The 26268-nt window shown below is 63.9% G+C and carries 23 protein-coding genes and 1 pseudogene; 11 read left to right on the top strand and 13 right to left on the bottom strand.

The window, feature by feature from the left end; translation table 11 throughout:
• Positions 1 to 9 precede the first annotated feature (9 nt).
• From Q0X18_RS03560 to Q0X18_RS03590, 7 genes are all read right to left on the bottom strand, one after another.
• Positions 10 to 957: an acetyl-CoA carboxylase carboxyltransferase subunit alpha gene (locus Q0X18_RS03560; protein WP_297558656.1), complete on the bottom strand. Its 948-nt coding sequence runs from the start codon at positions 955 to 957 to the stop codon at positions 10 to 12.
• A 38-nt stretch (positions 958 to 995) separates the two neighbouring features.
• Complete coding sequence (accD, locus tag Q0X18_RS03565; protein WP_297558658.1) at positions 996 to 1850, bottom strand: acetyl-CoA carboxylase, carboxyltransferase subunit beta; 855 nt, start codon at positions 1848 to 1850, stop codon at positions 996 to 998.
• A 115-nt stretch (positions 1851 to 1965) separates the two neighbouring features.
• Positions 1966 to 2955 (bottom strand): peptidoglycan DD-metalloendopeptidase family protein, encoded by a 990-nt coding sequence (locus tag Q0X18_RS03570; RefSeq protein WP_297558661.1) that lies wholly within the window; start codon positions 2953 to 2955, stop codon positions 1966 to 1968.
• Between the two features lie 153 nt (positions 2956 to 3108).
• The gene (locus Q0X18_RS03575) at positions 3109 to 3501 is read right to left on the bottom strand and encodes a polymer-forming cytoskeletal protein (protein WP_297558663.1); all 393 of its coding nucleotides are present in this window, start codon (positions 3499 to 3501) and stop codon (positions 3109 to 3111) included.
• 86 nt (positions 3502 to 3587) lie between these two features.
• Positions 3588 to 4490, bottom strand: a complete 903-nt coding sequence (locus tag Q0X18_RS03580) for a M23 family metallopeptidase (RefSeq protein ID WP_297558672.1) — start codon at positions 4488 to 4490, stop codon at positions 3588 to 3590.
• A 229-nt stretch (positions 4491 to 4719) separates the two neighbouring features.
• Entirely contained in the window at positions 4720 to 5487 is a 768-nt protein-coding gene (locus tag Q0X18_RS03585; RefSeq protein ID WP_297558674.1) for a nucleoside phosphorylase, read from the bottom strand.
• A gap of 123 nt (positions 5488 to 5610) precedes the next feature.
• Positions 5611 to 6699, bottom strand: a complete 1089-nt coding sequence (locus Q0X18_RS03590; protein WP_297558677.1) for an anhydro-N-acetylmuramic acid kinase — start codon at positions 6697 to 6699, stop codon at positions 5611 to 5613.
• A 52-nt stretch (positions 6700 to 6751) separates the two neighbouring features.
• On the opposite strand from Q0X18_RS03590, the gene Q0X18_RS03595 reads away from it, so the two are divergent.
• Entirely contained in the window at positions 6752 to 7756 is a 1005-nt protein-coding gene (locus Q0X18_RS03595; RefSeq protein WP_297558679.1) for a serine hydrolase, read from the top strand.
• Between the two features lie 146 nt (positions 7757 to 7902).
• Here the strand turns inward: Q0X18_RS03595 and Q0X18_RS03600 are convergent, their stop codons facing one another.
• Together Q0X18_RS03600 and recG are read right to left on the bottom strand one after the other, a co-directional pair.
• Positions 7903 to 8148: a hypothetical protein gene (locus Q0X18_RS03600; RefSeq protein ID WP_297558680.1), complete on the bottom strand. Its 246-nt coding sequence runs from the start codon at positions 8146 to 8148 to the stop codon at positions 7903 to 7905.
• Positions 8149 to 8191: 43 nt separating this feature from the next.
• On the bottom strand, positions 8192 to 10555 hold the full coding sequence (gene recG / locus Q0X18_RS03605) for an ATP-dependent DNA helicase RecG (protein WP_297558683.1): 2364 nt from the start codon (positions 10553 to 10555) through the stop codon (positions 8192 to 8194).
• A gap of 93 nt (positions 10556 to 10648) precedes the next feature.
• Between recG and Q0X18_RS03610 the strand changes: the two genes are divergently transcribed.
• On the top strand, positions 10649 to 11881 hold the full coding sequence (locus tag Q0X18_RS03610; RefSeq protein ID WP_297558685.1) for a pitrilysin family protein: 1233 nt from the start codon (positions 10649 to 10651) through the stop codon (positions 11879 to 11881).
• A gap of 20 nt (positions 11882 to 11901) precedes the next feature.
• Complete coding sequence (locus Q0X18_RS03615; RefSeq protein ID WP_297558688.1) at positions 11902 to 13143, top strand: pitrilysin family protein; 1242 nt, start codon at positions 11902 to 11904, stop codon at positions 13141 to 13143.
• Here the strand turns inward: Q0X18_RS03615 and Q0X18_RS03620 are convergent.
• Complete coding sequence (locus tag Q0X18_RS03620) at positions 13140 to 13709, bottom strand: CAP domain-containing protein (protein WP_297558690.1); 570 nt, start codon at positions 13707 to 13709, stop codon at positions 13140 to 13142. The two genes, Q0X18_RS03615 and Q0X18_RS03620, sit on opposite strands and share 4 nt — an antisense overlap.
• Positions 13710 to 13806: 97 nt before the next feature.
• Between Q0X18_RS03620 and Q0X18_RS03625 the strand changes: the two genes are divergently transcribed.
• Positions 13807 to 14709, top strand: a complete 903-nt coding sequence (locus Q0X18_RS03625) for a CAP domain-containing protein (RefSeq protein ID WP_297558692.1) — start codon at positions 13807 to 13809, stop codon at positions 14707 to 14709.
• Here Q0X18_RS03625 and Q0X18_RS03630 read toward each other — a convergent pair.
• Entirely contained in the window at positions 14675 to 14899 is a 225-nt protein-coding gene (locus Q0X18_RS03630; RefSeq protein WP_297558693.1) for a hypothetical protein, read from the bottom strand. The genes Q0X18_RS03625 and Q0X18_RS03630 overlap by 35 nt on opposite strands.
• 83 nt (positions 14900 to 14982) lie before the next feature.
• On the opposite strand from Q0X18_RS03630, the gene Q0X18_RS03635 reads away from it, so the two are divergent.
• The 6 genes and pseudogenes from Q0X18_RS03635 (at position 14983) to Q0X18_RS03660 (ending at position 23192) form a co-directional block, all read left to right on the top strand.
• Positions 14983 to 15858: a DMT family transporter gene (locus Q0X18_RS03635; protein ID WP_297558695.1), complete on the top strand. Its 876-nt coding sequence runs from the start codon at positions 14983 to 14985 to the stop codon at positions 15856 to 15858.
• Between the two features lie 194 nt (positions 15859 to 16052).
• A complete protein-coding gene (def, locus tag Q0X18_RS03640) occupies positions 16053 to 16637 on the top strand; it encodes a peptide deformylase (RefSeq protein WP_297558697.1) in 585 nt (194 codons plus the stop codon).
• A complete protein-coding gene (gene fmt / locus Q0X18_RS03645) occupies positions 16634 to 17599 on the top strand; it encodes a methionyl-tRNA formyltransferase (RefSeq protein WP_297558700.1) in 966 nt (321 codons plus the stop codon). The genes def and fmt overlap by 4 nt, the downstream gene beginning before the upstream one ends.
• A 138-nt stretch (positions 17600 to 17737) precedes the next feature.
• Positions 17738 to 19583: pseudogene (locus Q0X18_RS03650) on the top strand (PQQ-binding-like beta-propeller repeat protein).
• Positions 19584 to 19605: 22 nt separating this feature from the next.
• Positions 19606 to 21987 carry an ATP-dependent helicase gene (locus Q0X18_RS03655; RefSeq protein ID WP_297558703.1) on the top strand — a complete coding sequence of 794 codons (2382 nt, stop codon included), beginning with the start codon at positions 19606 to 19608 and terminating at the stop codon, positions 21985 to 21987.
• Positions 21988 to 22004: 17 nt separating this feature from the next.
• On the top strand, positions 22005 to 23192 hold the full coding sequence (locus tag Q0X18_RS03660; protein ID WP_297558706.1) for a cysteine desulfurase-like protein: 1188 nt from the start codon (positions 22005 to 22007) through the stop codon (positions 23190 to 23192).
• Between the two features lie 145 nt (positions 23193 to 23337).
• Here Q0X18_RS03660 and Q0X18_RS03665 read toward each other — a convergent pair whose 3' ends face one another.
• Positions 23338 to 23646, bottom strand: coding sequence for a hypothetical protein (locus Q0X18_RS03665; RefSeq protein WP_297558708.1), 309 nt, complete (start codon positions 23644 to 23646; stop codon positions 23338 to 23340).
• Between the two features lie 130 nt (positions 23647 to 23776).
• Positions 23777 to 24730 carry a hypothetical protein gene (locus Q0X18_RS03670; RefSeq protein WP_297558711.1) on the bottom strand — a complete coding sequence of 318 codons (954 nt, stop codon included), beginning with the start codon at positions 24728 to 24730 and terminating at the stop codon, positions 23777 to 23779.
• Positions 24731 to 24975: 245 nt separating this feature from the next.
• Here Q0X18_RS03670 and Q0X18_RS03675 point away from each other — a divergent pair, with 245 nt between their 5' ends.
• Positions 24976 to 26127 carry a deoxyguanosinetriphosphate triphosphohydrolase gene (locus Q0X18_RS03675; RefSeq protein WP_297558714.1) on the top strand — a complete coding sequence of 384 codons (1152 nt, stop codon included), beginning with the start codon at positions 24976 to 24978 and terminating at the stop codon, positions 26125 to 26127.
• Positions 26128 to 26268 lie beyond the last annotated feature (141 nt).

Raw genomic sequence — 26268 nt, forward strand, 5'->3', positions numbered from 1 at the left:
GTGCCGATGCTAGGTCTGGTAGCGCCCCAGCCCCCTGAACCGCCGGTAGCGGTCCTCGAACAGTTCTTCAGGGTTTAGGCTCGAGAGTTCACCGAGTGTGGTGGTCAAGGCTTGCTTGATGTTAGCCAGGGTTGCGCCGGGATTTCGGTGGGCTCCGCCGCTGGGTTCGGGGATGATTCGATCCACGATGCCCAGGCTCAGAAGGTCGGGGGCCGAGAGCTTGAGGGCCTCGGCGGCCTTGGCGGCTTCTTTGGCGTCGCGCCAGAGAATGGCCGCACAGGACTCCGGCGAGATCACCGAGTACCAGGCATTTTCCAGAATCAGCACGCGGTTGCCTACGCCAATGGCCAGGGCCCCACCCGAGCCGCCCTCGCCCAGGATGACCGCGATGGCCGGCACCCTTAGGCGGGCCATGCGCTGAATGCTCTGGGCGATCACCCAGGCCTGGCCGCGCTCCTCCGCAGAGATGCCGGGGTAGGCGCCGGGGGTGTCGATGAAGGCGATGAAGGGCCGTCCGAAGCGGTCGGCCAGATCCATTAGCCGCATGGCTTTGCGGTAGCCTTCGGGGTGGGGCATGGCAAAGTTACGCCGGATGTTTTCCTTGGTGTCGCGGCCTTTCTGGTGGCCCACCACCACCACCGAGGTGCCCTCAAAGCGGGCCAGGCCCCCTACCACTGCGGGATCCTCGCCAAAGGTTCGATCCCCATACAGCTCTACAAACTCGGTCATGATGCCCCCGATCACGTCGAGGGTGGTGGGACGTCCGGGGGCGCGGGCCAGCTGTACCCGCTCCCAGCGGGACAGGTTGTCGAAGGTCTCCGATTTGAGCTGGGCCAGGCGTTCCCGCAGAACTTGAAGCTCGCCGGACAGATCTACCCCGCTGCTAGCGGCGAACCCCTCGAGCTCGGCGATTTTGGCCTCGAGCTCCTCGATTGGCTTCTCGAACTCAAGCGGCATGAGCACCCCCTTTGGCCCGCTCGAGCCGGATCCGAACCCTACCCTGCATGGTTCACCGTCCTGGGGTGCAGCAACTTGAGGATGCGCGCTACGGTTTCCTTGAGCCGGCGCCGATCTACAACCTGGTCTACCATGCCGTGCTTGAGCAGAAACTCCGAGCGCTGGAAGCCCTCGGGCAGATCCTGACGGATGGTTTGCTTAATCACTCGAGGCCCGGCAAAGCCAATCAGGGCCCCGGGCTCGGCCAGAATAACGTCGGCGATGGCCGCGAAGCTGGCGGTTACCCCGCCGGTGGTGGGGTCGGTGAGGATGGAGACGTAGGGCAGTTTCTTGGCCCACAGCCGGTCGAGGGCCAGGGTAGTCTTGGCCATCTGCATCAGGGATAAAGCCGCTTCCTGCATCCGGGCCCCACCCGAGACCGAGACGATCACCACCGCCCGGTTCTCCCGGGCGGCCAGTTCGATGCCACGGGTAATTTCCTCGCCCACCACGCTGCCCATCGAACCTCCGGCAAAGGCGTAGTCCATCACCAGCAGCACGCTTTCCACACCCCCAATGGTGCAGCGCCCCCCCACGATGGCGTCGGGGCGCCCGGCTTCTTTCTGGTAGCGCTCGAGCCGCCTTGGGTAGGGTTCGGTGTCAACGAAGCCCAGGGGGTCGGTGGGTTTGAGGCCGGTAATCTGCTCAAAGCTGCCCGCATCGGCCAGCATCTCGATGCGCCTGTCGGCAGAGAGCCGCAGGTGGTGCTCGCACTTGGGGCAGACGTGCAGGTTGCTTTCGAGATCCTTCTTGTATATTTGCGCGTCGCACTTGGGGCACTTGACCCACAGCTCGGGGATGTCCCTTGCCTCGCCCTGCGCCCGGCGACGACGGAAAAGCCGCTCTAAGGCCATAACGCCCTATCTTATACCGCAGAATCAGAATAAGGCGAAACCCCCCTTGTTTGGACGGGGTTCAAGTTTAGGGCTGTAACCGCTGGGTCATGGTTGAATCGGTATGGATGGGCACTTAGCGAGCCGCGGCATAACCCACATAGGGGAGTGGATCCACAGCCACCCCATACCGGTATACGGTGTAGTGCAGGTGCGGGCCGGTGGAGCGCCCGGTTGAACCCACCGCCCCAATCAAGCGGCCTTGCTCGACTTGCTGACCCTTCTCTACATACGTGGATGATAGATGCCCGTACAGGGTGTGCAGGCCGTTGCCGTGGTCAATCAGGATCAACAGGCCAAAGATGGGGTTCCAGCCCATCTCGCTCACGGTTCCGGCAGCGGTGGCATAGACTGGCGTGCCCTCGGGTGCGGCAAAATCTACGCCGTTGTGGAATTCGTATGCGCCGCCTCCAAAAGGGTTGGAACGGTAGCCAAAGGTAGAGGTGAGGCGGGTTTCGGCCAGCAGGGGCAAGCCTGCGGGGATTAACTGCGCAGAGTCGGGAAGGGGGGTCTGGGGTACGCGGGTTGGGAGTCGCCGCACAACACGGCCAGGGCGGGGATCGGGTGGGAGGGGGTTATGGAGGGCAACAGCTGTGGCCTCGAGTTCCGCCGCAAAATTCCCCACTTGCGAGCGCAAACTGAGCAGCAGGTTGCCCAGCTCGATGGGCTCGCCAGCGCCCCTCGGCGGATTCTCGGGTTTGGGAGGGGTGGTCGGCGAAGCCGGGCCTGGTACCCGTGTGGGCTGAACAGGTTCGGGTACCAGGCGAACCTTGGGCAGGCCGGCCCTGGCGCGCAGACGATTAATCTCAGACTCCAGCACTTTGAGGCTCTGCTGTAACTGCACAGCCTCGATACTGTAGGCCTCGTTGCGGCTTTTTTCGGCCTCGAGTTCCAGGCTAAGCTTGCGGGCCTGGGCCTCGAGCTGGGCTAACTGGTTGCGGTTGCCTGCGCTTTGGCTCCACCCCAGCAGCACCAGCGCAATCAACAGTACCGGCAAAACGGCCACCATCCAAAGCGGTACGGTGAGGGTAACGCTCGAGGTGAGGGGGTGGGGCGTTTTCGCCATGACCCATCTAGCCTACCTTGACGGCGCCTTTGCTCGAGTGATTACTGACCCACCACTTTAGCTGCCTCTAGCCCGGACTGTGCTCCATGATGCCGTATGCTCTACGGCGCAATTGGCCCAGAAAAGCCACTCAGACCGTCAAATAAGCGCTCATCAGCTACTGCCAGACCGGGTGTTTTGGGGCAGCGCCCTGGGCTCACCGGTCTGGCTGCGCCCTACAAAAACCGCTCCGGCCTCTACATCTAGCGACATGGCCCGCACATCGCCCTCCACCCGGGCGCTTTTGGTGATGTGCAGCTTGCCGAGCGCAACGACCTGGGCGTTGATCTGCCCATGCACGATGATGTTGTTGGCTTTAACCTGATCGCCTTCAATGTGGGCGTTGCTACCTACCTCGAGGTCGCCCTCCACAATTACAGAACCCTTGACCTTGCCGTCGATGCGCGTGTTTCCAGGGGTCTTCAGGTTGCCTTCGATTTCGCTGCCTTCGCTCAGGTAAGTGAGCGCAGTTGGGTTGGGTTTACGTCCTCCGCCTAACACCGCCATAGTTTACTCCCTGCTGCTGTAGAACTTTTTTTGCCAACCCCCAGATCATACCCTGTGGGCTTTGTGCTCGCTCCGATGCTTTATGGTCAATCGAGATGACGAGCGGGATTAACCTCACTCCCATTGCGGAAAACCGTGTAGTGCAGATGAGGCCCAGTCGAGCGGCCTGTCGAACCTACCCGCCCTACCACATCGCCGCGCTCGAGGCGCTGCCCCACCCGCACCGAGATAGAGGACAGGTGCCCATACAAGGTGCGGTAACCGTAGCCATGATCTACCACCACAGCCAGGCCAAACGGCCCTTTCCAGCCGGCCTCCACCACCACACCGGCGCCAGTAACCTGTACGGGGGCGCCATAAGAAGCTGGGAAGTCTATGCCGTTATGAAACTCAAAGCCCCAGCCGAAAGGGTTGCGACGGTAACCGAAGTATGAGGTGATGCGGGTGTGCCCGCGGATGGGGTAGCCATAGGGCATGGCTGCCTCGCGCTCGAGGGTTTCGTTAAGCGCTGGAGATACCTCGCTTAGCTCTTGGGAAAAAGCTTTGGTTTGCTGGCTGGCATGTTGCAAAACGTCCTCGAGTGCTACCGGTTTCGAATCGCCCCCGCGCCCACCCCCTTCGTTGCGGGTGGGCGTAAGCTTGATTTTGGGCATTCCCGCCCGTTCACGCAAGGCGTTTATTTCGGCCTCTAGCACCTGGAGCTGCTTCAGGATGCTCTGGGCATCCTGGCTAAGCGCGTTGTTGCGGGTACGTTCGGCAGCCAACTGATTGTTGAGCTTGCGGGCCTGATCTGAAAGGCTAACCAACTGAATTTGAAGGCTGCGCATCTCCGCAGTGCGCTGCCAGAGCCAGAGGTTCAGGCCGCTCCAGACCAACAGTATAAGTACCACCGCCAGTGGAACCCACGCTGGTAACGAGAGGGTTTTAGGGGCGGCACCGGTTCGGGCCAGCCACAAGGTGTAGCGCACAGGGTGTCGACGGGGCGGCATCAGGAGCTATAAGTAACGCCGCCTGTGGTTAAAGTCAAGGGGTCTTTAACCTACCGAACCCGATCTCTCATCTCTGGTTTCTCAGACTTTTCCCCTAGAAAACTAGCGATTGTAACCTGGTTGTATATTTTAGATGAGAGCTTTCTTGGGATGAGCGGCGTTACATGAACGGTGTTTTGTGATTTGCATTACCTTTTATTAAAGCTTCTCTTAAGGTGAAATTTGGCAACTAAGCAAACTGCGCGGCTACCTCGATGGCTACGTCGATGGCTCGCTGCACCGCCACGTCTTTGGCTTCCAGGATGGGCTGCTCGGCCTTGGTGCGCTGGGCGATAATGCCGCAGATGCAGGCTGCAGCAAACCCATATACGTTCCCCATCTTAAAGAGCGTGCCGGCCTCCATTTCATAATTGAGTATTCTCAGGTTGCGGTACTCCTCGGTAATGCCCTGTAGGGCCCGTAATAGATGCGGGTTGGCCGATCCGGTGCGCTCCTGTCCTTCATAAAAGGTATCTACCGAAGCGGTAACGCCCAGGGCATACTCGACACCCAGACGCTGGGCAGCCTCCACCAGGGCCACCGTGAGGAAGGGGTCGGCGCTGGCCGGATACTCGGGCGGGGCAATATCGTTGGCAGCCCCCTGGCGACATAGAGCAGCCTTAGAAATGACCACGCTTCCGGGCCTTACATCTTCCTGGATAGAACCACTGGTGCCTACCCGGATGATAGTGCGGATGCCCACCTGTACCAGCTCGTTGACCACGATGCTCAAACTGGGGGCGCCCATGCCGCTGGTAGCCGAAATAATGGGGCGTCCGCTGGGCAAAAACCCCAGATAGCTGTTCAAACCGCGGTTCTCCGAAAGTACCTTGGTCTGACTCAGCCTGGTCTGGGCAATCTGGGTTGCGCGGCCAGGGTCGCCACTCAGAATGGCCAGTGTAGGGGGGTTGTCGCCCAGGTCTTCGGGCCCAAATCCGATGTGATAGAGGTCTGCCATGGGCCCATTATGGCACCACAGACCGCTCAATCAAGCTGCTGCTAATAAACCACCTGAGCCTTTTGGCTCTAACGATTGAGGCTCTTATGGGGGATGAGTACTGAACTACACTCCGGGCAGCGCTCATATTGAGCCGGCAGAGGGCAGGGTTATTTTGCCCGCAATGGCATTCCGGCTTGCACCGGTGGTCTGTTTTAGGATGTTGGGGCGCTCGAGGAAGCGCAGATACCCCAGTACCGCAAAACAAAGAGCCTCTCGGTGCTTGGAGTCGAAGCCCTTTTCCTCGAAGGTATATATGGGAACCGGCAAAAGCCGCTTGAGATGCTGCATGAGGGTGGTGTTGTAGGCCCCGCCGCCAGCCACCCAGATTTCGTCGAGGCCCAGAGGTAGCACAAAGTCCTGGTAGGCTTTGGCGATGGAACGCGCGGTGAACTCGGTCAGGGTGGCCAGCAGGCTTTGGGGGGGTAAGGCTGCATCCTCGTCTAGCGTTTCCAGATTCCAGATCTCGCGCCCCGTGGATTTGGGCGGTTTGCGGTCGAAGTAGGGATGGGTCAGCCAGCGCTCTACCAGCAGCGTATCTACCTTGCCCGAAGCCGCAACCTTGCCGCCTGTGTCTTGCATCAGCCCCAAACGACCCGCGGCTTCGTCGAGCAGGGCATTGCCAGGGCCGGTGTCAAAGGCCAGTACCTTGTTGGGGTCTAGGTCGGCAGGCAGGTAGGTGAGGTTGGAGATGCCCCCGATGTTGTGGATGGCCCGGCGAACGCCTTTTTCTCCGTATAGCAGCAGGTCGGCATAGGGCACAAAGGGTGCACCTTCCCCGCCCAGGGCCAGGTCGGAGGGGCGGAAATCGGAGACCACCGGTACGCCCAGGGTCTCCGCCAGATAGGCGGGCTCGCCAATTTGCAAGGTGGCGTGGGGGGGTTCGTGCCAGACGGTCTGTCCGTGGGAGGCCACCAGGTCTACCTGGCCTTTGAAATCGGCAGCCGCTTCTGCATAGAAACGACCCATGGCATGGTGCAGCAGGGCCACCTCGCGGGTCGTGGCCTGCGACTTCAGGGTGCGGATGATCTGGGCGCGCAGCTCGGCTGGGAAAGGGGCTTCTTTGTGGCGAAGTACCCGCCAGTCGAGCTTTGGCGGCCGACCCTCCAGCTCGGCCAGCACCAAATCCACCGCGTCCACCGAAGTGCCGGACATCAGACCCAAAACGCGCATAACCTAGACTCTACCGCTATTCGCTGGGTGAGCGATATAGACTGGTGAGGTCATGCTAAAAAAGGCTTCGCAGATTGTTCAGAGTGCGGTTGAATCGGGGCGAATACCGGGGGTTGCGTTGGGTGTGGTGGGCCTGGATGGGGCCTCGGAGATGTTTTGCAGCGGGGTCAAGCACCTGCAAAAGCCAGAACCGATAGACCCCGATACCCTTTTTGACCTGGCCAGCCTGACCAAGGTGCTCTTCACCGTGCCGCAGGTGCTGCATCTGGTGGAGGAGGGGCTGGCCGACCTGGACGACCCGCTCTCGAGCTTCCTGCCCGAGCTGGCCTGGATGCAGGGCAGCGAGCTGCCCTGCCGCACCCTAAGGCAGTTGCTAACGCATGTGGCCGGGCTGCCGGCCTGGGAAGCCATTTATATCTGGGGCGGGGAGGTTCATACCCTCAAGCACCGGGTTTTGCAGCACCGCTGGGAAGTGGGGCCGGTGGGCGCGCATGTGTACTCGGATATTGGCTACATCCTGCTGGGTTTGGTGCTGGAGCGTGTGCGGGGTCAGGATTTGGATGTTTTTGCCCTTCCGGAGGGCCTGGTCTTCAACCCCCCCAACCCCGCGCAGTGTGCCGCGACCGAGCACGACCCCTGGCGTGGGCGGGTTTTGCAGGGTGAGGTGCACGACGAAAACTGCTTTGCCCTGGGCGGAGCCACCGGGCACGCCGGGCTTTTTGGCAGCTTGAAGGGCGTTCTGGCCTACGTCCACCGTCTGATGAAGGACGAGGTGCTCTCCCCGGCGGCGCTGGCGGAGATGCGGTGTCCGCAGCATGCCGAGCGGGCTTTAGGCTGGCAGATTCCCAACCTGGCTTTTAGTGGGGGTAGCCTGTGCAGCCGCCAGACCCTGGGTCATACCGGATTTACCGGAACGGGGGTCTGGATGGATTTTGAGCGGGGCTATGCCTGGGTTTTGCTCACCAACCGGGTACACCCCAGCCGGCATCGGGAGACGGGCATTGTTGAACTGCGCCGGGCGGTGGGGAACGCCATTGCGGCAGCCTGGAAGGGCTGATTTACTCCAGGGCCTCGTCGGCTGGGGCGCCCTCGAGCACCCCCCGCCACAACAGCACCAGGGTGGGTATGGCGACCACCAGAAGCAGCAGCAACGACACAAGCCCTTCCACAGGGCCAAGCTAGCCCGGATTGGTCAGGGGGTGATCAGCTGGAAGCCTCATCGCGGCTGGGGTGTTTGCGGTTGGGGGATTGATTGGCCCTGATGCCGGCCTCGAAGTCGATCTCCATGGGGGGCTTGTCGTCCATATCCACAAACACCGAGGGGTGGCGGGGCCGCTTCCGTGGCTGTTGTGTAGGGTTCGAAGGCTGGCTCAAGCGGCCTAGCTGGAAGAAGGTCAGGGCGACCAGCACCAGCAGCCCCAGCACCCCTAAGGCCCATTCCAGGGACATGGCTTTATGCTACTGCAAAACGCCGGGGCCTGCCGGACTCAATCTAAATCACCTCGCGGAAGCCGATGGCCTCGGCCCGGGCCTGGAGTTCGCGCTTTAAAGGGGCGTGCTCGGGCCGCTCGAGGTAGGGGTCGGCCTCCAGGATGGCCTTGGCTAAGGCCCGGCTTTGCTCGATGATGGCCTGGTCGGAGGCCAGGTCGCCCAGCCGCAGGTCGGGCATGCCCGACTGGCGGGTTCCCCGCAGCTCGCCGGGGCCGCGCAGCCGGAGGTCTTGCTCGGCGATGTAGAAGCCGTCGGTGGATTCCTCGATAACCCGCAGGCGCTCCATGGTGCGCTTGGAGGTTTCGCCGGCAATCAGGATGCAGTAGGATTCCAGTCCCCCCCGCCCCACCCGCCCGCGCAACTGGTGCAACTGGGCCAGCCCGAAGCGTTCGGCGTTTTCGATGATCATCACGGTGGCCTGGGGAATATCCACCCCCACTTCGATCACGGTGGTTGAGACCAAAAGGTCGAAGGCCCCTTGTTTGAAGCGTTCCATGACCGCGTCCTTTTCCTCGGCCTTCATCTTGCCGTGCAGCAGGTCGATGCGCACGTCGGGAAGAAGAATTTCCAGCTCCTCGCGCAGCCGGGTGGCCGCGGCCAGTTCGGCGGTGGCCTCCGACTCGCCCTCTTCGATCATGGGGGTGACCACGAAGACCTGGTGGCCCTTTTTTATCTCCTGCCGGGCAAAGGCGTAGGCCTGGGTGCGGGTTTTCTGGATGAGGATTTTGGTGCGGACGGGGGTGCGGCCGGGGGGGAGTTCGTCGATCTGGGAGACCTCGAGGTCGCCGTAGAGGGTGAGGGCCAGCGAGCGGGGGATGGGGGTGGCCGACATCACCAGCACGTCGGGGCGCTGGCCTAGCAGCCGGCGGCGCTGCATTACGCCGAAGCGGTGTTCCTCATCAATCACCGCCAGGCCCAGGTCGTGGAAGGCCACCCCATCCTGGATGAGGGCATGGGTGCCCACCACCACCTGGGTCTGGCCGCTTTTGAGCCGCTCCAGCACGCTCCTTTTCTCACCATTCGACATGGAGCCCACCAGCAAATCCACCGAAACCCCCAGCGGGTAGAGGTAGCGGGTGAGGTTCTCGAAGTGCTGCTTGGCTAGGATTTCGGTAGGGGCCATCAGAGCCCCCTGGGCCCCGTTCTGGGCCGCCACAAAGAGCGCGGCGGCGGCCACCGCGGTCTTGCCCGAGCCCACGTCGCCCTGCACCAGCCGGGCCATCTGCCGTTCGGACTGCATATCGGCCAGGATTTCCGAGAGCACCCGTTCCTGCGCGCCGGTCAGGGTAAACGGCAGGGCGGCGCGGAAGCGCTCGAGCATCTCCGGGGTAACCCGGAAGATCCGGCCCAGAAGCGCCGAGCCCCCGGACTCGATCATCACCTTGAGCTCCAGTAGCAAAAACTCGTCGAACTTGAGACGCTGGAGGGCCTGCTCGAGCTGTTCTTCCGAACTGGGGAAGTGGGCCTGCCGCAGGGCTTTGTCCAGGGGTATCAGCGATGCTTGCTTTAGGTAGGGCTCGAGGGGGTCGGGTATGGTTTGGAAGGCCTCGAGGGCCCGCCAGGCCGCCCGCCGCAAAAAAGCCTGCCCGACGCCTTCCTTGGCAGGGTAAACCGGCACAATGCGCCCGGTGGAGAGCGACTCGCCGCCTTCGTCCTCGAAGTACTCCACCATCAGCGAGGTAACGCCCCCGCGCTTCTGCACCCGCCCCGACAGGACGATACTGGCTCCCTCGGGCATCTGCTTGAGCACCCAGGGCTGGTTGAACCAGACACCGGTAAACTTCCAGCCCCAGGCGTCCATGAAGCGCACCTGCACCAGTTGTAGGCCCTTTTTGGGGGTTTTGACCAGCTCCCGGCTCAACACCTTACCCACCACTGTGGCTTTAGCACCGTCCTCGACCTCGCGGATGCTCTGCAAGGTGCGCCGGTCTTCGTAGCGGCGGGGGTAGTAGTGCAGCAGGTCGCGCAGGGCCCGGATGCCCAGCTCGGCCAGCTTTTTTCTGCCCCCAGGCCCCAGGTTCAGGGCTTCCACGGGGGTGTCGAAGGACACACTATCCAGCGCCGGACTTCGGGTACCGGGCACGGCTTGGGGGGGCTCGAGGCGCTGGGGTCTACTTTCGGCGACCTGTTCCCCCAGCAGCTCGAGGGCTTTTTTCAGTTGCTCTTTGCGGGTTTCGACATCCATCTGGCGGTACCCGGCCAGCACCCACCCCACCTCTGGGAAGGGCTGGCCCAGGTTCTGAATCAGCTTTTCCAGGCCCCCGGCCACCACCCGATCCTGGGCGCCGTCGGCCAGTTCGCGCGCGATGGGGCGGATGAGGCGGGCTTTGAGCTCTTCGCGGGTCACGTGCTCCTCTCTATCCATTCTAGCGAAGCCCACGGATTCTTTTGTGGTGCTCCCTTGGCAATGTCAAAAAGGTCATGGTCTGGGAGGGGCTGGCGCGTATACTTGGTGGGTATGGCTTTATCCCAAGTTGAAGTGTTGCCCAACGGCCTGACGCTGGCCGTGGAAGAACGCCCCTGGACACCGGGTGTGGCTTTGCAGCTTCTGGTTCCGGTGGGCGCCGTGAACGACCCCGAGGGGATGGAGGGCGCAGCCAGCCTGCTGGAGGGCTGGCTATGGAAAGGGGCCGGCAGCCGCGATGCGCGGGCTCTGGCCGACGCCTTTGACGACCTGGGGGTGCGCCGGGGCAGCAGCAGCGCCCTCGAGCACACCACCTTTGCCGCGCAGTTCCTGGCCGACAAGCTGGAGGCGGTGCTGGGTTTGTATGCCGATGTACTGATGCGCCCCCACCTGCCCAGCGAGGCCCTCGAGGCGGTGCGGCAGATTGCCCTGCAGGAGCTGGCCGCACTGGAAGACCAGCCCCCCAAGAAGATGTTTGCCGCCCTGCGCCGGGCGGTGTTTGCCAGCCCCCACGGGCGCAACCCCAGCGGCCAGGAGGCCCACCTCAAAGCCATCTCCGCCGAGGCCCTGCGGGCCGATTTTGCCCGGCGCTACGCCCCCCAGGGGGCCATTCTGGCCCTGGTGGGCGGCATCGGCTTTGAGGAGGCCAGACAGGCTGCCCTGAACGCTTTTGGGGCCTGGAGCGGGGCGGGGGCGGGCTACCCGCCGGTGGAGGTAGCGCCGGTGCGCGCCCTGCACCTCGAGCAGGAGACCGCCCAGGTGCAGATTGGCCTGATCTACCCCGACATCTCCTTCGAGCACCCCGAGTTCTACAGCGCCCGCCTGGCCGTGCAGGTGCTCTCGGGGGGCAGCAGCAGCCGCCTGTTTACCGAGGTGCGGGAGAAGCGGGGCCTGGTCTACTCGGTCTATGCCGCGCCTAACGGCGTCAAGGGCTACAGCTACCTGACCGCCTACGCCGGCACCACCCCCGAGCGGGCCGACGAGACCCTGCGGGTGATGCAGGCCGAAATTGCCCGGCTGGCCGAAGGGGTGCGCGAGGAGGAGCTCGAGCGCACCAAGGTGGGCCTGCGGGCGGCTTTGGTGATGCAGGACGAGTCCTCGCGCTCGAGGGCCGCCAGCATTGCCCGTGACCTTTACCTGCTGGGCCGGGTGCGCACCCTGGACGAGATCGAGGCCCAGATTGCAGCCGTGGACGTAACGCGCATCAACCGCTACCTGGCCGCCCACCCCTACCAGAACCCCTGGATTGCCACCCTGGGGCCGCGTAAGCTGGTGGCTGCCGAATAGATTTGCTTCCCGGAGTAGTCATGACCCTGACCCGACCGACCCTGACCTTCCGACAAACCACCCTCGAGAACGGACTCACCGTCATCGCCGAGATCAACCCCGAGGCCAAGAGCGTAGCCCTGGGTTACTTCTGCAAGACCGGCAGCCGCGACGAGACCCCAGAAATCTCGGGCGTTTCGCACTTTCTGGAGCACATGCTGTTCAAAGGTACTGAGCGGCGCGACGCCCTGCAGGTCAACCTTGAGTTCGACCAGATGGGGGCTCAGTACAACGCCTACACCTCGGAGGAGAACACCGTCTACTACGGGGCGGTGCTGCCCGAGTTCGCCCCCCGGCTCTTGGAGCTGTGGAGCGACCTGATGCGCCCGGCCCTGCGCCAGGAGGACTTCGACACCGAGAAGCAGGTCATCCTCGAGGAAATTGCCCTCTACGAAGACCGCCCCAACGTGATGCTCTTCGACTGGGGGCGGGCCCGCTATTTTGCCGGGCATCCGCTGGGGAATAGCGTGCTGGGCACCACCCAGTCCATTACCGCCCTGACCCGCGAACAGATGGTCCAGTACCAGGCCCGGCGCTACGCCCCCTCCAACCTGGTGCTGGCCCTGGCGGGCCGGGTGGACTGGGAGCGCACCCTCGAGCAGGTGACCGCACTCACCGCTTCCTGGCCGAAGGGCCGCGCCGAGAGGGCCTACCCTGCACTGAACCCGGCGGTGGGCGAGCTGCGCGAACCCTACCCCAAGGCCACCCAGACCTACCTGGCCGTTTTTGCACCAGGGGTCTCGGCCCAGGATCCGCGCCGCTACGCGGCCAGCATTCTGGCCAACATCCTGGGGGAGGAGGGCAACAGCCGCCTGCACTGGGCCCTCACCGATAAAGGGCTGGTGGAGTCGGTGGGGGCCGGGGTCGACGAGGCCGACCAGGCCGGTATGTTTTACATCTACGCCCAGACCGACCCCGCCAATGAGGAGCGGGTCAAGGCCGTGCTGCGCGAGGAGCTAACCCGCCTCGAGCGCCAGGGGGTGCGCCCGGAGGAGCTCGAGCGGGCCAAAAACAAACTGGCCACCGCCTTGGTGTTTGCTGGCGAAACCCCCATGCAGCGCCTGATGAGCGTGGGCCTCCAGTACCTCTACAACCAGAGCTACGAGCCCCTGAGCGAGGTGGCTCGCAAGGTGGAGGCTGTTACGCTGGACGATGTGAACGGCTTGCTCGAGACCCAGCCCTTCAGCCGGAGCTTCTTCTACAGCCTGGTGCCTGCAGACTAACGGGGTCGGGCCAAAACCAGCGTCCAGTAGGTGCGGTAGGTGTTGGAGGCATCGCCCTGCACCAGGGCTGCCCCAATCTCGCTGAAGCTGGCGCTCTTAATGGCCTCGCAATGCCCGCTTTTGCTTTCCAGCCAGCCCCGGATTGCCGTGCTCATGTCGGGGTAGCCGGCGGCGATGTTCTCTCCCCAACTGGCGGCGCTGTAGCCGGCCCGCGTAATGCGCTGGCCGGGGTTGCTACCGTCGGAGCCAGTGTGCGAGAAAAAATTGTTGCGCTGCATGTCCTGGCTGTGGGCCAGGGCGGCGGCCTCGAGCTTGACGTTCCAGGCTACTGCGGCCACCGGGGTGGCATAGGCCTGGTTGGCGCAGCGGCAGGGGGTGGCCCGCACCTGGTTGAGGGCCTGGGTAAACACCACACTGTTCAGGTCTGCACCCTCGGCATCGAAGCGAACTGTGCTGCAGGCAGGTAGGCTCTCCGAAGGCGGATCGGGACTCTCTGTTGATGGTGGGGCGGTAGGGGAAGTGCAGGCCGCCAGACTTAGCAGACAAACCAGCATCCAAGGCTTCACGGGCTTTATTGTGGCATCTGCTTTAGCCCGATGACCATTGAGCCTTTTCTCAGGAAAATAAACGCTTACCCCCGCCTTCAGCCCCTATGATGCAAGGGTGTGGGTGTGGTTTTTGGGGTTGTTGCTTTGCGGTGGGGCGCTGGCCCAGACTGCCCTGGAGCTGGAGGTGCTTCAGCGCACCAACCAGGTGCGCCAGGAGCGCGGCCTGCGGCCCTTGCAGTGGGACGCGCTGGCCTACAAGGCGGCGCTGGGGCACGCCCAGGATATGCAGGAGCGCAACTTCTTTGCCCACCAGAACCCGGATGGCCTGGGGGCCGCCGAGCGGATGCGGGCCGTAGGGGTGCTCGAGGTGATGGTGGGGGAGAACCTGGCTAGCTTTGAGGGCTACCCCGACCCCGAGATACCCCAGCGGGCGCTTGTGGGCTGGATGAACAGCCCCGGCCACCGGGCCAACCTGCTCAAGCCGGAGTTCACCCACCTGGGGGTGGCCCTGGTGCGCCAGGGCCGCCGGGTGATGGTGGTGCAGAACTTCATCGGGCGGCCCTTCGACCCCCAGGTGCGCCTGACCCCAGCCCAGGCCGAGCGCACGGTGCTGGTTCTTTCGGGGAGCGCCCCCGGTACGGTGGGGGTGTTTGTGGGCAACAACCTTTACGCCCGGCTCACCCCCCCCATCCAGGCCCGCCTCGAGCTGCCCCCCAACCCCGAGGTGAGCTTTGCGCTCTTCGACGGACAGACCTGGTGGGCCACCCAGAACGGTCAGCGCGGCCTGCGCCTCGAACAGACCCTCGAGCGAAGCACTGTACCCGGCCAGCGCGTAGCCCTCCAGCTCCCGGCGGGCAGCTTCACCCTGGCGGTGGGCGCACAACCGCGCTTCTGGCAGAACCTCTCGGGGCCGGTGCGCCTCGAGCTTACCCTCCCCAGCACCCTCGAAGCGCTATGGCTGGGCCTGCGCCAGGGCAACCGCATCAGCTACAGCCACCGGATTCCCCTGAAGCCTTAGGCGCTGGCTCGGTCAGGGGTCTTTTGCGGGCCACCGGCTGGATTTTCTCGAGGTTCTGCTGGCCCTGCAAACGGGCCCAGAAGAAGGCCATCTCCACGGCCTGCAAGCGCACCTCCAGGGGCAGCGCCTGCCAGCGTTCCTTTTCGGAGGGCACCTCCTCGAAGCGGTATTTACGGGCGATGGGTTTCATACACCGGTGTGCTATCTACAGCTTAGCCCATGTTAGTATCCTCCAGCGGCGAAGCCGTCTGTCCCCGAGAGGAGCCGGTTGTTGTGGAAGCTCGAGTTCTCCTTGCCATTGCCCTCACCATCCTGCCCTGGGCCTCGGCCTTTGCCGGGATACGGGCGGGCCTGCAGGACTACAGCCCCGCGCACCTTACCTTGCTGCGCTTTCTGGTGGCCTCGGCGGTGATGTTGGTTTATGCCCTGCTGGTGCGGATGCCGCTGCCCGAGCGGCGCGACTGGCCGGCCATCTTCGGGCTGGGGTTTCTGGGCATTACCGTCTACCACACCGCCCTCAATTTTGGGCAGGTCACGGTGAAAGCTGGCCCGGCGGCCCTCCTGATTGCGGTGGGGCCGGTGTTTGTGGCCCTGATGTCCTATTTTTTCCTGCGGGAGCGGCTCTCGGCCTGGGGCTGGCTGGGCATTGCGGTGGCATTTACCGGGGTGGCCCTGATTGCGGTGGGGAACCATCCGGGTAGTTTTCAGCTCGAGCCCGGCGCTTTGCTGATTGTGCTCTCGGCCTTCGTGACCTCGGTGTATTTTGTGTTCCAGCGGCGCCTGGCGCGTAAGTACAACCCCCTCAACTTCACGGCCTACACCATCTGGGCCGGTACGCTGCCCCTGCTGGTCTTCTGGCCGGGGCTCTTCTCCGAGGTGCAGGCGGCCTCGCCGCAGGCCACCTGGAGCGTGATCTACCTGGGGGTGCTGCCCGGCGGCCTTTCGTACCTGACCTGGAACTACGCCCTGAGCCGCGCCCCGGCCTCGCAGGTGACCAGTTTTCTGTATGTCTCCCCGGTACTAGCTACCCTGATTGCCTACCTCTGGCTGGGGGAAGTGCCCGGCCTGCTGGCTTTGGTGGGCGGGGGCATCGCGCTGGTGGGGGTGATCGTCGTGAATACGCTGGGGAGGGTGACCAGGGATGCTTAGTCCGGCGGGCCTGCCTCCCAGTAATACCGTTTCTGCTTGAATCCTTCACCGCCCTGCGCAGTTAGAGGTGAAGGATTCAAGCCGACCGAAGGGAGTAGAAAAGCATTTCGGTAGTATCGTTTAGGCTTGTCAAAGTAACGATACTACCGAAATGCGTATAACCGCGTCTGCCTACCGGTACAATCAACAAAGATATGGCCGAGATTCTTCCCATCCGCCTGTACGGCGATCCTGTCTTGAAGAAAAAAGCCCTGCCGGTGCAGGACTTTAGCGGTATACCCCAACTGGCCGATAACATGCTCGAGACCATGTTCGAGGCCCGGGGGGTGGGGCTGGCCGCCCCACAGGTGGGTGTGAGCCAGCGGCTGTTTGTGGCCGCTGAGTACCTGGACGATGACGAAGAAGAAGGCCCCGAGGCCGACCTCAAGACCCGCGTCAAGCAACTATATGTGATGGTGAACCCCGTCATCACCTACCGCGCGGGCCAGCAGTCCATCCTCGAGGGCTGCCTTTCGCTGCCGGGCCTGTACGCCGAGGGGGCCCAGCGCGACCTGCAGGTGCGGGTCGAGTACCAGGACGAGCACGGCCAGAAGAAGGTGCTCGAGGCCGAGGGTTACCTGGCGGTGGTCATGCAGCACGAGATTGACCACCTCGACGGTATCCTTTTCTTCCAGCGCATGTCCTTCGCCGACCGGCAGAAGTTCCTTGAGGAGCACCGCGAAGACCTGGCCGAGTTCCAGCGCCAGGCCAAAGCCTTTTTGCGAGAAGCCAAGCCATGACGAACGAGACCATCTCAACCCACCCCAGCCGACGCCGCAGGGTGGCCTTTTTCGGTTCGCCAGCCTGGGCGGTGCCGGTGCTCGAGGCCCTCTACCAGCAGCACCAGGTGGTGCTGGTGGTGACCCAGCCCGATAAACCGGCGGGCCGGGGCCTCAAGCTCACGCCCTGCCCGGTGGCCGCCTGGGCCGAGGCCCGGGGCCTGCGGGTCGAGAAGCCCGCCAGACTGCGCAAGAACCTCGAGTTCACAGAGCTTTTCCGGGAGATTGGCCCGGAAGTGGCGATCACGGCGGCCTACGGCAAAATTCTGCCCGCCGAGCTGCTGGAAATCCCCCGGTTCGGCTTCCTGAACCTGCACCCCTCCGACCTGCCCAAGTACCGCGGCCCGGCCCCGGTGCAGTGGACACTCATCCACGGCGAGACCGAGACCGCCGTCTGCATCATGCAGACCGACGTGGGCATGGACACCGGCCCGGTGGTGGCCCGCTGGCGCACCCCGGTGGGCCCCGACGAAACAGCCGTGGAGCTTTCCAACCGCCTGCGCGACAAAGGGATCGAGCTGTTATTGGAGGCCCTGGCCGACCTCGAGCACCTGCAACCCCAGCCCCAGCCCGCCTTAGGCACCCACGCCCCGATGCTGCAAAAAGACGACGGAAAAATCGTCTGGGAGCGTACCGCCAGTGAAATCTACAACCGCCACCGGGGGGTGCAGCCCTGGCCGGGAAGCTGGTTCGAGCACCAGGGTAGGCGGGTAAAGGTTCTGCAGATGTCGAGGGATGTGCCGGAACGGTCTACAAATCGTGCGGAACCAGGCACGGTTCTGCACATCGCCGATGGGCTACAGGTAGCCGCCGCGCAGGGAAGCCTCCTGCTGAAAGAGGTGCAGCCCGAGGGGAAGAAGCCCATGCCCGCCGCCGACTGGGCGAGGGGAGCCCGCCTGCGGGTGGGCGACCGGCTGGGCTAACCCAGCTTTGGCGGCAAGCTATCGGAAAAACGCTGCCTGATACCGTTTCCGCTTGAATCCTTCACCGCCATGCGTGGTCATAAGGTGAAGGATTCAAGCCGACCGAAGTGCGTATGATTCATAATGAGGGCGTGGCCCATGAGTACCACGGATAAGGTGAAGCTGGCGGGGCGCTACCGGCTGCTGGCCCCCCTGGGCGAAGGGGGGATGGCCGAGGTCTGGCGCGCCGCCGACGAGCGCATGGACCGCCTGGTGGCGGTCAAGATTCTGCACACCTACCTGCCCCCCAGCGAGCGCAGCCGTTTTTTCCGTGAGGTGAAGGCCCTCTCCAAGCTCTCCCACCCCGGTGTGGTGCAGGTCTTCGATCTGGGCGAGGAGGAGGGCCGCACCTATTTTGTGATGGAGCTGGTGGAGGGCGGCAGCTACGACCGGCTGGGCCCTTTTGAGGACGGGGTGGAGGGCCTGCGCCTCCTGACCGCCTCGGCGCGGGTGCTCGAGGCCCTGGAGCACCTGCACCAGCGGGGCGTGATCCACCGCGACCTCACCCCCCGCAACATCCTGGTCACGCCCGAGGGCCAGCCCAAGGTGATGGACTTTGGCCTGGCCTACCTGATGCAGGAGAGCCGCCACTTCACCCGCACCGGCATCACCGTGGGCACCCCGGAGTACATGGCCCCCGAGCAGGCCAAGGGTCTGGCCCTCACCCCCCAGGCCGACCTCTACAGTTTTGGCGCGGTGCTCTACCGCACCTTCACCGGCAAGCCCCTGTTTGAAGGGGGAAAACGACCAGTCGGTGCTCTACCAGCACGTCTACGAGCCGCCCAGGCCCCCCCACAGCCTGAACCCGGCCATTCCCCTCGAGGTCTCCGAGCTGATTCAGTCGCTTTTGCAAAAAACCCCCGGCGAGCGCCCGGCCAGCGCGGCCACAGCCCACGCGGTGCTGGAGGAAACCCTGCGCCGCTACCGCGAAAGCCTCTCGGCCACCCCGCGGGCGGGGGCCAGCCGCAGCGGGCACTACCCCACCGGCCCCGCGCGGCCCGAGAAGCTCGAGCTGCGCGGCATCCACGACCTCTCGGGCGAGGTGGCCTGGCCCGGTGAGCTGGTGGCCCGCGAGGGCAACCTGTGGGTGGGGGCCGGGCAGGGCATCGCCCGGCTCGACCTAACCGACGGCTCGGTCTACCGCCAGCGCCTGGGTGACGAGGTCTCGGCCCCGCCGGTGGTGACCGACGAGCGGGTCTATGTGGCGGCCTGGGACGGCCGCCTGACCGCCATGTCCCTTTCCGGGAGGCCCATCCTGAGCTTCCCCACCCGCGCCGAGATTACCGCGGCCCCGCTGGTGGGCGACCTCATCTACCTGGCCGGGCGCGACGGCTTTTTATACGCCCTGGACGCCAGCGGCACCCTGCGCTGGGGCTTCCAGGCCGGGAGCGAGCTTTCGGCCTCGCCCACCCTGTACCGGGGGCTTTTGTTCGTGGCCAGCGAGGGCGGCTGGCTTTTTGCCCTCGACCCCCAGAGCGGGCACCTGCGCTACAAGGTGGAAGCCGGGGCCGTGCACACCGCCATGCCGGCTCGAGGCGGCCTGCTTTTTATCCCCACCTGGGCGGGCGAGATTCACGCCTTCGACCCCCTGACCCGCGAGGTGCAGTGGAGCTTCGACCTCGAGGGCGAACTCTGGGGGGCCCCGGCCCTGGACGAACGCCACCTGTATGCGGCGAGCTGGGCCGGGAAGCTCCACGCCCTCGACCAGAAAACCGGCGACGAGGTGTGGGCGCTCGAGGTGGGCAAGGTCACTGCGGCGCCCTCCCTGGCCCATGGGGTGCTGTACCTGGGCACCGAGGAAGGCCGGGTGCTGGGGGTGGACACCAAAAGCGGACGGCTGCTCTTCGAAGCTACCGGCCTGGGCCCCATCCAGGTGCCCCCGCTGCCCTACCGGGGGGCGCTTTACGTGGCGACGCTGGCGGGGAAGCTGTACCGGTTTGCTTGATGCTGGGTAGACTGTTCAAGCCGTGTCGCTGCGCCTAACCGACGAACAGCAGGCCATCGTAGCCCACAACGAGGGGCCGGCGCTGGTGTTTGCGGTGGCCGGGGCCGGCAAGACCACCGCACTGGTGCACCGCCTCGAGCGCCTGGTGCGGGAGCGGGTCTTCGAGCCCCGCAAGATTCTGGCTACCTCCTTTAGCCGCATGGCGGTGGACGATCTCAAGCGGGCGCTTGCGCGCTGGCCCCACACCCAGGCCATCCAGGTCTCCACCCTGCACGCCCTGGGCTACCGCATCGTGCGCAAGGCGGCCTCGGAGGGGCTTTTGAAGCTGGCCGAGGCCCGTGACGAGGCCTCCGAACAGGCCCTGTTGCAGCGCACCCTGCGACGGGCCCGCGAGTTGAAGCTCGAGTGGGTCTCCGAGCTGGATAACCTCGAGGCCGAAGACTTTCTGAGCTACGTGGGGGCCTGCAAGGGCAACCTGCAGTATGCCGACCTGAAAGGGGCCGGGCTGCCCCCAGCGGCCCTGCGGGTGGCTTCGCAGGCCCAGGCGCCCGAGGAACTCGAGTGGTACCTGGAGCTGTACAAACTGATGGAGCAGGTGCGGCTCGAGGAGGGCCTGCTCACCTTCGACGACATGCTCATGACCGGCTGGGAGGTGCTGGTGCGCCATCCCGAGATCCTGCAGACCGTGCAAAAAGCCTTTCAGGCGGTGCTGGTGGACGAGTTTCAGGACGTAAACCTGGCCCAGTCGGAGATGCTCGACCTGATCACCCAGCCCCATCGTAACTACATGGCGGTGGGCGACGACGACCAGACCATCTACGAGTGGCGGGGGGCCAGCCCGCGCTTCATCCTCGAGTTCGCCCGGCGCTATGGGGCCCAAAAATACCTCATCCGCGACTCCTTCCGCTGCCCCGCGCCGCAGGTGGTGCTGGCCGGGCGGGTGATCGCCCACAACCAGCAGCGCGAACCCAAGCGCCTGAGCCTGACCAAGGGCTTCCAGGGCCAGGTGCACCTTCGCCAAGAACCCCACACGCCCGCCCAGGCCCAGAGCCTGGTAAGCGATATCGCGGGCCTGCTGGCCCAGGGCCGCAAGCTTGGCGAGATGGCGGTGCTGGTGCGGCTTTACGCCCAGACCCCCTACATCGAGCAGTGCCTGATCGAGCGGCAGATTCCCTACCGGGTGGTGGGCAGCACGCCCTTCTACCAGCGCCCGGAGATTCAGGTGCTGCTGGCCTACCTGCAACTGGCCCTGAACCCCACCAAGCGCCTCTGGCTGCAGGTCTACAACACTCCCAAGCGCTACCTGAGCCGGGCCCTGGCCGATGCCGTTTGGCGGCGGGTGGAGCGGGGAGCCCCGCTGGTGGAGGCGCTGCGGGCCGAGGAGGCCGGGGCCGAGGAGCGGGTGGCCCGGCGGTTGCGCGAGATGGCTGAGCTGTTCGAGTGGCTGGGTGGGGCTATAGCGCAGGGCCCGGCCCACGCGGTGCTGGTGGCCCTCGAGGCCCGCCTGGACTATTGCCGTCATCTGCTGCGTTCCTCGGGCTTCTACGAGGTGGGGGCGGGCAGGGCCGAGGGGGTTCGGGCCTTCCTCGAGTACGCCCGCGATAAGGGCAGCGTGCCCGAGCTCTTGCAGCACCTCGAGCGGCTGGCCCAGGAGCACCTGGGCGACGAGCCCGCGCCGGAGACCCGCGAACGCCTGAGCCTGATGACCATCTTCCGGGCCAAGGGGCTGGAGTGGCCGCTGGTCTTCATCCCCGACTGCAACGCAGGCACCCTGCCCTACAGCGGTTCGGAGAACCTCGAGGAGGAGCGTCGCCTGTTCTATGTGGCCCTGACCCGCAGCTCGCAGCATACCTTTCTTTATGCCCTGTCCAGTCTTCCACTCTCGTCTTTCCTGCAGGAGGCCGAGTACCAGCAGGTGCTGGGGGCCGTGGGGCAGGTGGGGGAGGCCCTAGGCATGAGGGCCGAGGAACTCTCCACCGCCCAGACCCTGGCCCTGGCCCAGGGCGCCCACAAGCTGGGCCTCGAGCGCTTCTTGCATAGCTGGTGGAACGCCGAGCAGGCCCAGCCCATCGCCGCCAAGGTGCTGCGCCTGTTCGCCCGCGCCGAGCAGACGGGCTGGCTCGAGGCGCTGGGCCTCACGCTGGAAGCCAGGGGCCTTTGGGAAGCCTTCGATGTGGAGCCGGGGGAGGGGGTTGCGGGCGAGTTTGCCGACCTCGAGCGCTTCCTGCTCGAGCCCAAAGCCCCCGAAAAGCCGTCCGGGCTATCACTGGGGCAAAAGGTGCGGCATTTCCAGTTTGGTACGGGGCTGGTGGTCGGCTTGGAGGATGGTGTGGCTACGGTGGCCTTTGCCGATGGGGTGCGCAGGCTAGCCCTGCGCTATGCCCGGCTGGAAGTGGTGGGCTAGCTGGCATACAATCGGGTATGCCGATTCAAGCTCAGTTTCCCGCGCTGTCTAACGGCTTCAGCTTTCTAGACAACGCCGCCAGCGCCCAGGTTCCCAGGCAGTGCATCGAGGGCATCTCGCAGTTTCTGGCGGCCTCGAGCTGCAACGTGGGCATGCCCTACCCCGGCTCACAGGCCGCTACGCAGGTGCGCGAGCGCACGCGCGAAGCAACCGCGGCCTTTTTCAACTGCAAACCCAGCGAGGTGGCAATTGGGCCGAGTGCCACCGCCCTTACCTTTATCCTCTCGAGGGCCTTTGCCCGGCTATGGGGCGAGGGCGACGAGGTGGTGATTTCCGAGCTCGAGCACGAGGCCAACGCCTCACCCTGGCGCAACCTGGAAGAAAAAGGGGTGCAGGTCAGGGTGTGGAAAGCCCGCTGGGACGAAGGGGGCCGGCTCGAGCCCGCCGACCTCCGGGCCCTGGTCTCGCCCCGAACCCGCCTGGTTGCCATTACCTCGGCGGCCAACTCGCTGGGCACCACCCCCGATGTGGCTGCTGCCGCCGAAATTGCCCACGCGGTGGGGGCCTGGTGCATCACCGACATGGTGCATTACAGCCCCCACCACCTGCCCGACGTAGAGGCCACCGGGGTGGACATGGCCTTTTTCTCGGCCTATAAGGTGTTTGGCCCCCACCTGGCCTTCCTGTACGTGCGCGAGGCGCTTATCGCACAGCTCCCCACCGACAAGCTGTGGTTCATCCCGGACGACAGCCTGCTCAAGTTTGAGCCGGGCACCAACAACCACGAGTGCATGGCCGGATGGCTGGGCACCCTGGACTACCTGAGAAGCGAGCTGGGGGGCGGCCAGCCGGGGCGCGCGGGCTTGCAGGCGGCCTATAAGCAGATCGAGGCCATCGAACAACCCCTGGTAGCCGAAGCCCTCGAGCGGCTCCAGGGCATTCCCGGCCTCGAGCTTTACGGGCTACCCACACCCCAGGGCCGGGTAGGCACTTTTTGCTTCAACCTGCAGGGCCAGCCACCCATGGCCGTGGCCGAACGCCTGGCCCGGCTGGGCGTGGGGGTAGCGGCCGGGCACTACTACGCCACGATGCCCATGCAGGCCCTGGGCCTGTGGCCCCAGGGAGCCATCCGGGCCTCCATCGCCCACTACACCACCCCCACCGACCTGGACAAGCTCATAACGGGCTTGCAGGGCCAGGACTGATACGGTTTCCGCTTGAATCCTTCACCGCCCGCCGCAGTCAGAGGTGAAGGATTCAAGCCGACCGAAGGGAGTAGAAAAGCATTTCGGTAGTGTCGTTTAGGCTTGTCAAATTGAACGATACTACCGAGATGCGTATGAACCGGCACTACGGACACAGCGTCCAGACGGTGTCTTTGTTGAGCACCAGCGAGCGGCTAAAGCGCAGAAATCCGGGCTGGCCGGGCTGGGTGCCCTCGGCCCGGAGCTCGTAGCGGCCCTCGCGCAGGCTGGGAAAGAGCCTCGAGCCCCGCACGGTTCCGATAAACTCTCCGTTGATGTAAAAAAACACGGTCTGGTTGGGGCCGGTGCACTGGTTCTGCACAATCAAATCGAAGCGCCGCACCTCGGTAACGCTGGGCGCACAGGCCGACAGGGCCAGCAGGGCAATTAGGCAGCAGAATAGAACGCGCATCATCCAGACCGTGATACCTCGAGCCACCCCAAATTGCATGAGGGCTTGGCAAACCGGTTGATTGAGCGCCTCGAACCTACCAATTTCTGAGCACAAACAAGCCAACGTGGCCTATAGCTTCTCCACGCTAAAGCTAGTGCTCGCTGACAGATGAAAACCTATCTGCTAGAGCGCTTTGCTGCGCTGTATCGCTTCGCACGATGGCCAGCAGCCTTTCCTCGAACGATCGCAGGGTGCAAACGGTCATCGAAAATAGCGCTGAGAGTGCCTCGCAGCGATCATCCGGCACATCTGCTAGCACCATGAAGGAATGATCGGGATCGAGTCCCAGAAGACGTGCAAACTTGGAATACTTGGCTACATGCTGCTGGTAGTCACCGGATTTGGCCTCAATCCAGTAGATAGACGATCCCATGGCGGCCAGGATGTCGAGTTCGAAATCGTCGCCGTTGGGTAGGATGATCTGGGGATTGATAAGATACTCAAATGCTAGCTTCCCACTAACCTCTGAGCTAACCTGGGCATAAACAGCCTTAACCTTCTGCAAAATAAAGCGCTCGAGCCACTGCCCACCGAAAAAGCGCTGGGCCTTTGGCAAGGTGGTGGTTTTTGCCTTAATTAGGTACGTGGGCGAACGGAAGTATTGATACTGCTCGAGGAAGGCCACCTCGTAAAGCCGTGTGCAGAATTGGCAGGCGGAACTGATATCCTGCTGCGGGCGATCTTTGAGGCTTTCGGTGATCTGCGCCCCTGTCTGCATGGCCCGCTTAATCTTGCTAAGAAGCCCCGCGAGGGCCTCGTAGCGCTCTCCCAGAAACAACGACAAGCTATCAATGACCTGGTCGGCCGCATCTTCAGGAGGGCGAACTTTGATTTGGATTCCTCGAGCGTTAAGGAAAGGCTCCAGGATTGAAAGGGATGAGGCGTTGGAGTTGCGGCTCGATGGCTCCAGGCTGGTTTTTTCTGTGTCGCTGTGACTTTGGGGGTAAGAAACGTTAGCGGTGCGATGTTGACTGGTCTGCGCAACCATTTGTTCCAGCGCAAGGGCAATCCGTTCGAGCAAAGCTTCGATCCTGTCGTGGTTCATGCCAGCTAGAGATTATTGCTGCATACCATCTCACATAGAGTGATATATGAACCAAACGCTAAACAAGCGTACAGCAGAGCCACCCCTTTGACCGGACTCACAGCTTAGCAGGAGTGAAAGAGGTTGGCGTTTAAAAGACCGTTCGCGAAGCGCCTGGCCCTGTTTTTTCGAAAAGCGCGGGCTGCTGTCTACCCTATGGCACGAACGGTTTGTCAAGCCTGCAAGGGCCGGCGTAGACTGAGCCCATGTTGTTCGAACGCAGCCGCCTCGAGGCCCTCGAGGCCCAGAACCTTGCCCCCTATGCGGTTAAGTCGGGCCAGAGCCGGGGCCGCGAATACCCCGAGCCCGAGTCGCGCTACCGCACCCCCTTCCAGAAAGACCGCGACCGCGTCAACCACACCACTGCCTTCCGGCGCTTGCAGTACAAAACCCAGGTGTTTGTGAACTTCGAGGGGGACTACTACCGCACCCGCCTGACCCACACCCTCGAGGTGGCCCAGGTGGCCCGCTCCATCGCCCGCGCCCTGGGGCTGAACCCCGAACTCACCGAGACCATCGCCTTTGCCCACGACCTCGGGCATCCGCCCTTCGGGCACTCGGGCGAGGCGGTGCTGGACGGGCTGATGCAGGGGCACGGCGGCTTCGACCACAACAAGCAGTCCATGCGCATCGTGACCTACCTCGAGCAGCGCTACCCCGGCTTTCGCGGCCTGAACCTGTGCTGGGAGACCCGCGAGGGCATCGTCAAGCACGAGACCCGCTACGACCTGCCCGACGCCGAGGGCTACGAGCCCCACCTGCGCCCCAGCCTCGAGGCCCAGATCGTGAACCTGGCCGACGAGATCGCCTACAACGCCCACGACCTCGACGACGGCCTGCGCTCGGGACTCCTGGTGCCCGGCCAGCTTGGGGAGGTCGAGCTTCTGCGGGACTTGCTGGGGGAACTGGGTATGCACCCCGACCGCTTCGACGAGATGAGCCGCCGGATTTTCATCCGTGAGCTCTTAGGCCTGATCATCACCGACACCATCACCGCCACCCATGCCCTGCTCGAGCAGCACCGGATAGATAGCCTCGAGGCCGTCCGCCAGCACCCAGCCCCCCTGGCGGTTTACTCCGAGACCCTCACCCGGCAACTGGACGAACTGCGCGACTTCCTGTACGCCAACCTGTACCACCACTACTACGTGGTGCGACAGGTGGGCAAGTCGCGCTTCGTGCTGGAAAAGCTCTTCGAGGCCTACACCCAGGATCCCCGCATCCTGCCCCCCCATGTGCAGAAAGCCGCCGAGACCGAGGGCATCCACCGCGCCGCCTGCGACTACATCGCCGGCATGACCGATCGCTTTGCTTTAGACGAGTACGCCCGGCTGTTTGAACCGGAGTTCCACCGCTGATACCGTTTCCGCTTGAATCCTTCACCGCCCGCCGCAGTCAGAGGTGAAGGATTCAAGCCGACCGAAGGGAGTAGAAAAGCATTTCGGTAGTATCGTTTAGGCTTGTCAAAGTGAACGATGCTACCGAAATGCGTATGACAG

The organism is Meiothermus sp. (genome assembly GCF_026004075.1).
GTDB lineage: Bacteria > Deinococcota > Deinococci > Deinococcales > Thermaceae > Meiothermus.

Bases quoted from the DNA above. Each gene is read 5' to 3' on its own strand.
- Q0X18_RS03560 (WP_297558656.1), bottom strand. From the start codon at position 957: ATGCCGCTTGAGTTCGAGAAGCCAATCGAGGAGCTCGAGGCCAAAATC.
- accD (WP_297558658.1), bottom strand. From the start codon at position 1,850: ATGGCCTTAGAGCGGCTTTTCCGTCGTCGCCGGGCGCAGGGCGAGGCA.
- Q0X18_RS03570 (WP_297558661.1), bottom strand. From the start codon at position 2,955: ATGGCGAAAACGCCCCACCCCCTCACCTCGAGCGTTACCCTCACCGTA.
- Q0X18_RS03575 (WP_297558663.1), bottom strand. From the start codon at position 3,501: ATGGCGGTGTTAGGCGGAGGACGTAAACCCAACCCAACTGCGCTCACT.
- Q0X18_RS03580 (WP_297558672.1), bottom strand. From the start codon at position 4,490: ATGCCGCCCCGTCGACACCCTGTGCGCTACACCTTGTGGCTGGCCCGA.
- Q0X18_RS03585 (WP_297558674.1), bottom strand. From the start codon at position 5,487: ATGGCAGACCTCTATCACATCGGATTTGGGCCCGAAGACCTGGGCGAC.
- Q0X18_RS03590 (WP_297558677.1), bottom strand. From the start codon at position 6,699: ATGCGCGTTTTGGGTCTGATGTCCGGCACTTCGGTGGACGCGGTGGAT.
- Q0X18_RS03595 (WP_297558679.1), top strand. From the start codon at position 6,752: ATGCTAAAAAAGGCTTCGCAGATTGTTCAGAGTGCGGTTGAATCGGGG.
- Q0X18_RS03600 (WP_297558680.1), bottom strand. From the start codon at position 8,148: ATGTCCCTGGAATGGGCCTTAGGGGTGCTGGGGCTGCTGGTGCTGGTC.
- recG (WP_297558683.1), bottom strand. From the start codon at position 10,555: ATGGATAGAGAGGAGCACGTGACCCGCGAAGAGCTCAAAGCCCGCCTC.
- Q0X18_RS03610 (WP_297558685.1), top strand. From the start codon at position 10,649: ATGGCTTTATCCCAAGTTGAAGTGTTGCCCAACGGCCTGACGCTGGCC.
- Q0X18_RS03615 (WP_297558688.1), top strand. From the start codon at position 11,902: ATGACCCTGACCCGACCGACCCTGACCTTCCGACAAACCACCCTCGAG.
- Q0X18_RS03630 (WP_297558693.1), bottom strand. From the start codon at position 14,899: ATGAAACCCATCGCCCGTAAATACCGCTTCGAGGAGGTGCCCTCCGAA.
- def (WP_297558697.1), top strand. From the start codon at position 16,053: ATGGCCGAGATTCTTCCCATCCGCCTGTACGGCGATCCTGTCTTGAAG.
- fmt (WP_297558700.1), top strand. From the start codon at position 16,634: ATGACGAACGAGACCATCTCAACCCACCCCAGCCGACGCCGCAGGGTG.
- Q0X18_RS03660 (WP_297558706.1), top strand. From the start codon at position 22,005: ATGCCGATTCAAGCTCAGTTTCCCGCGCTGTCTAACGGCTTCAGCTTT.
- Q0X18_RS03665 (WP_297558708.1), bottom strand. From the start codon at position 23,646: ATGATGCGCGTTCTATTCTGCTGCCTAATTGCCCTGCTGGCCCTGTCG.
- Q0X18_RS03670 (WP_297558711.1), bottom strand. From the start codon at position 24,730: ATGAACCACGACAGGATCGAAGCTTTGCTCGAACGGATTGCCCTTGCG.
- Q0X18_RS03675 (WP_297558714.1), top strand. From the start codon at position 24,976: ATGTTGTTCGAACGCAGCCGCCTCGAGGCCCTCGAGGCCCAGAACCTT.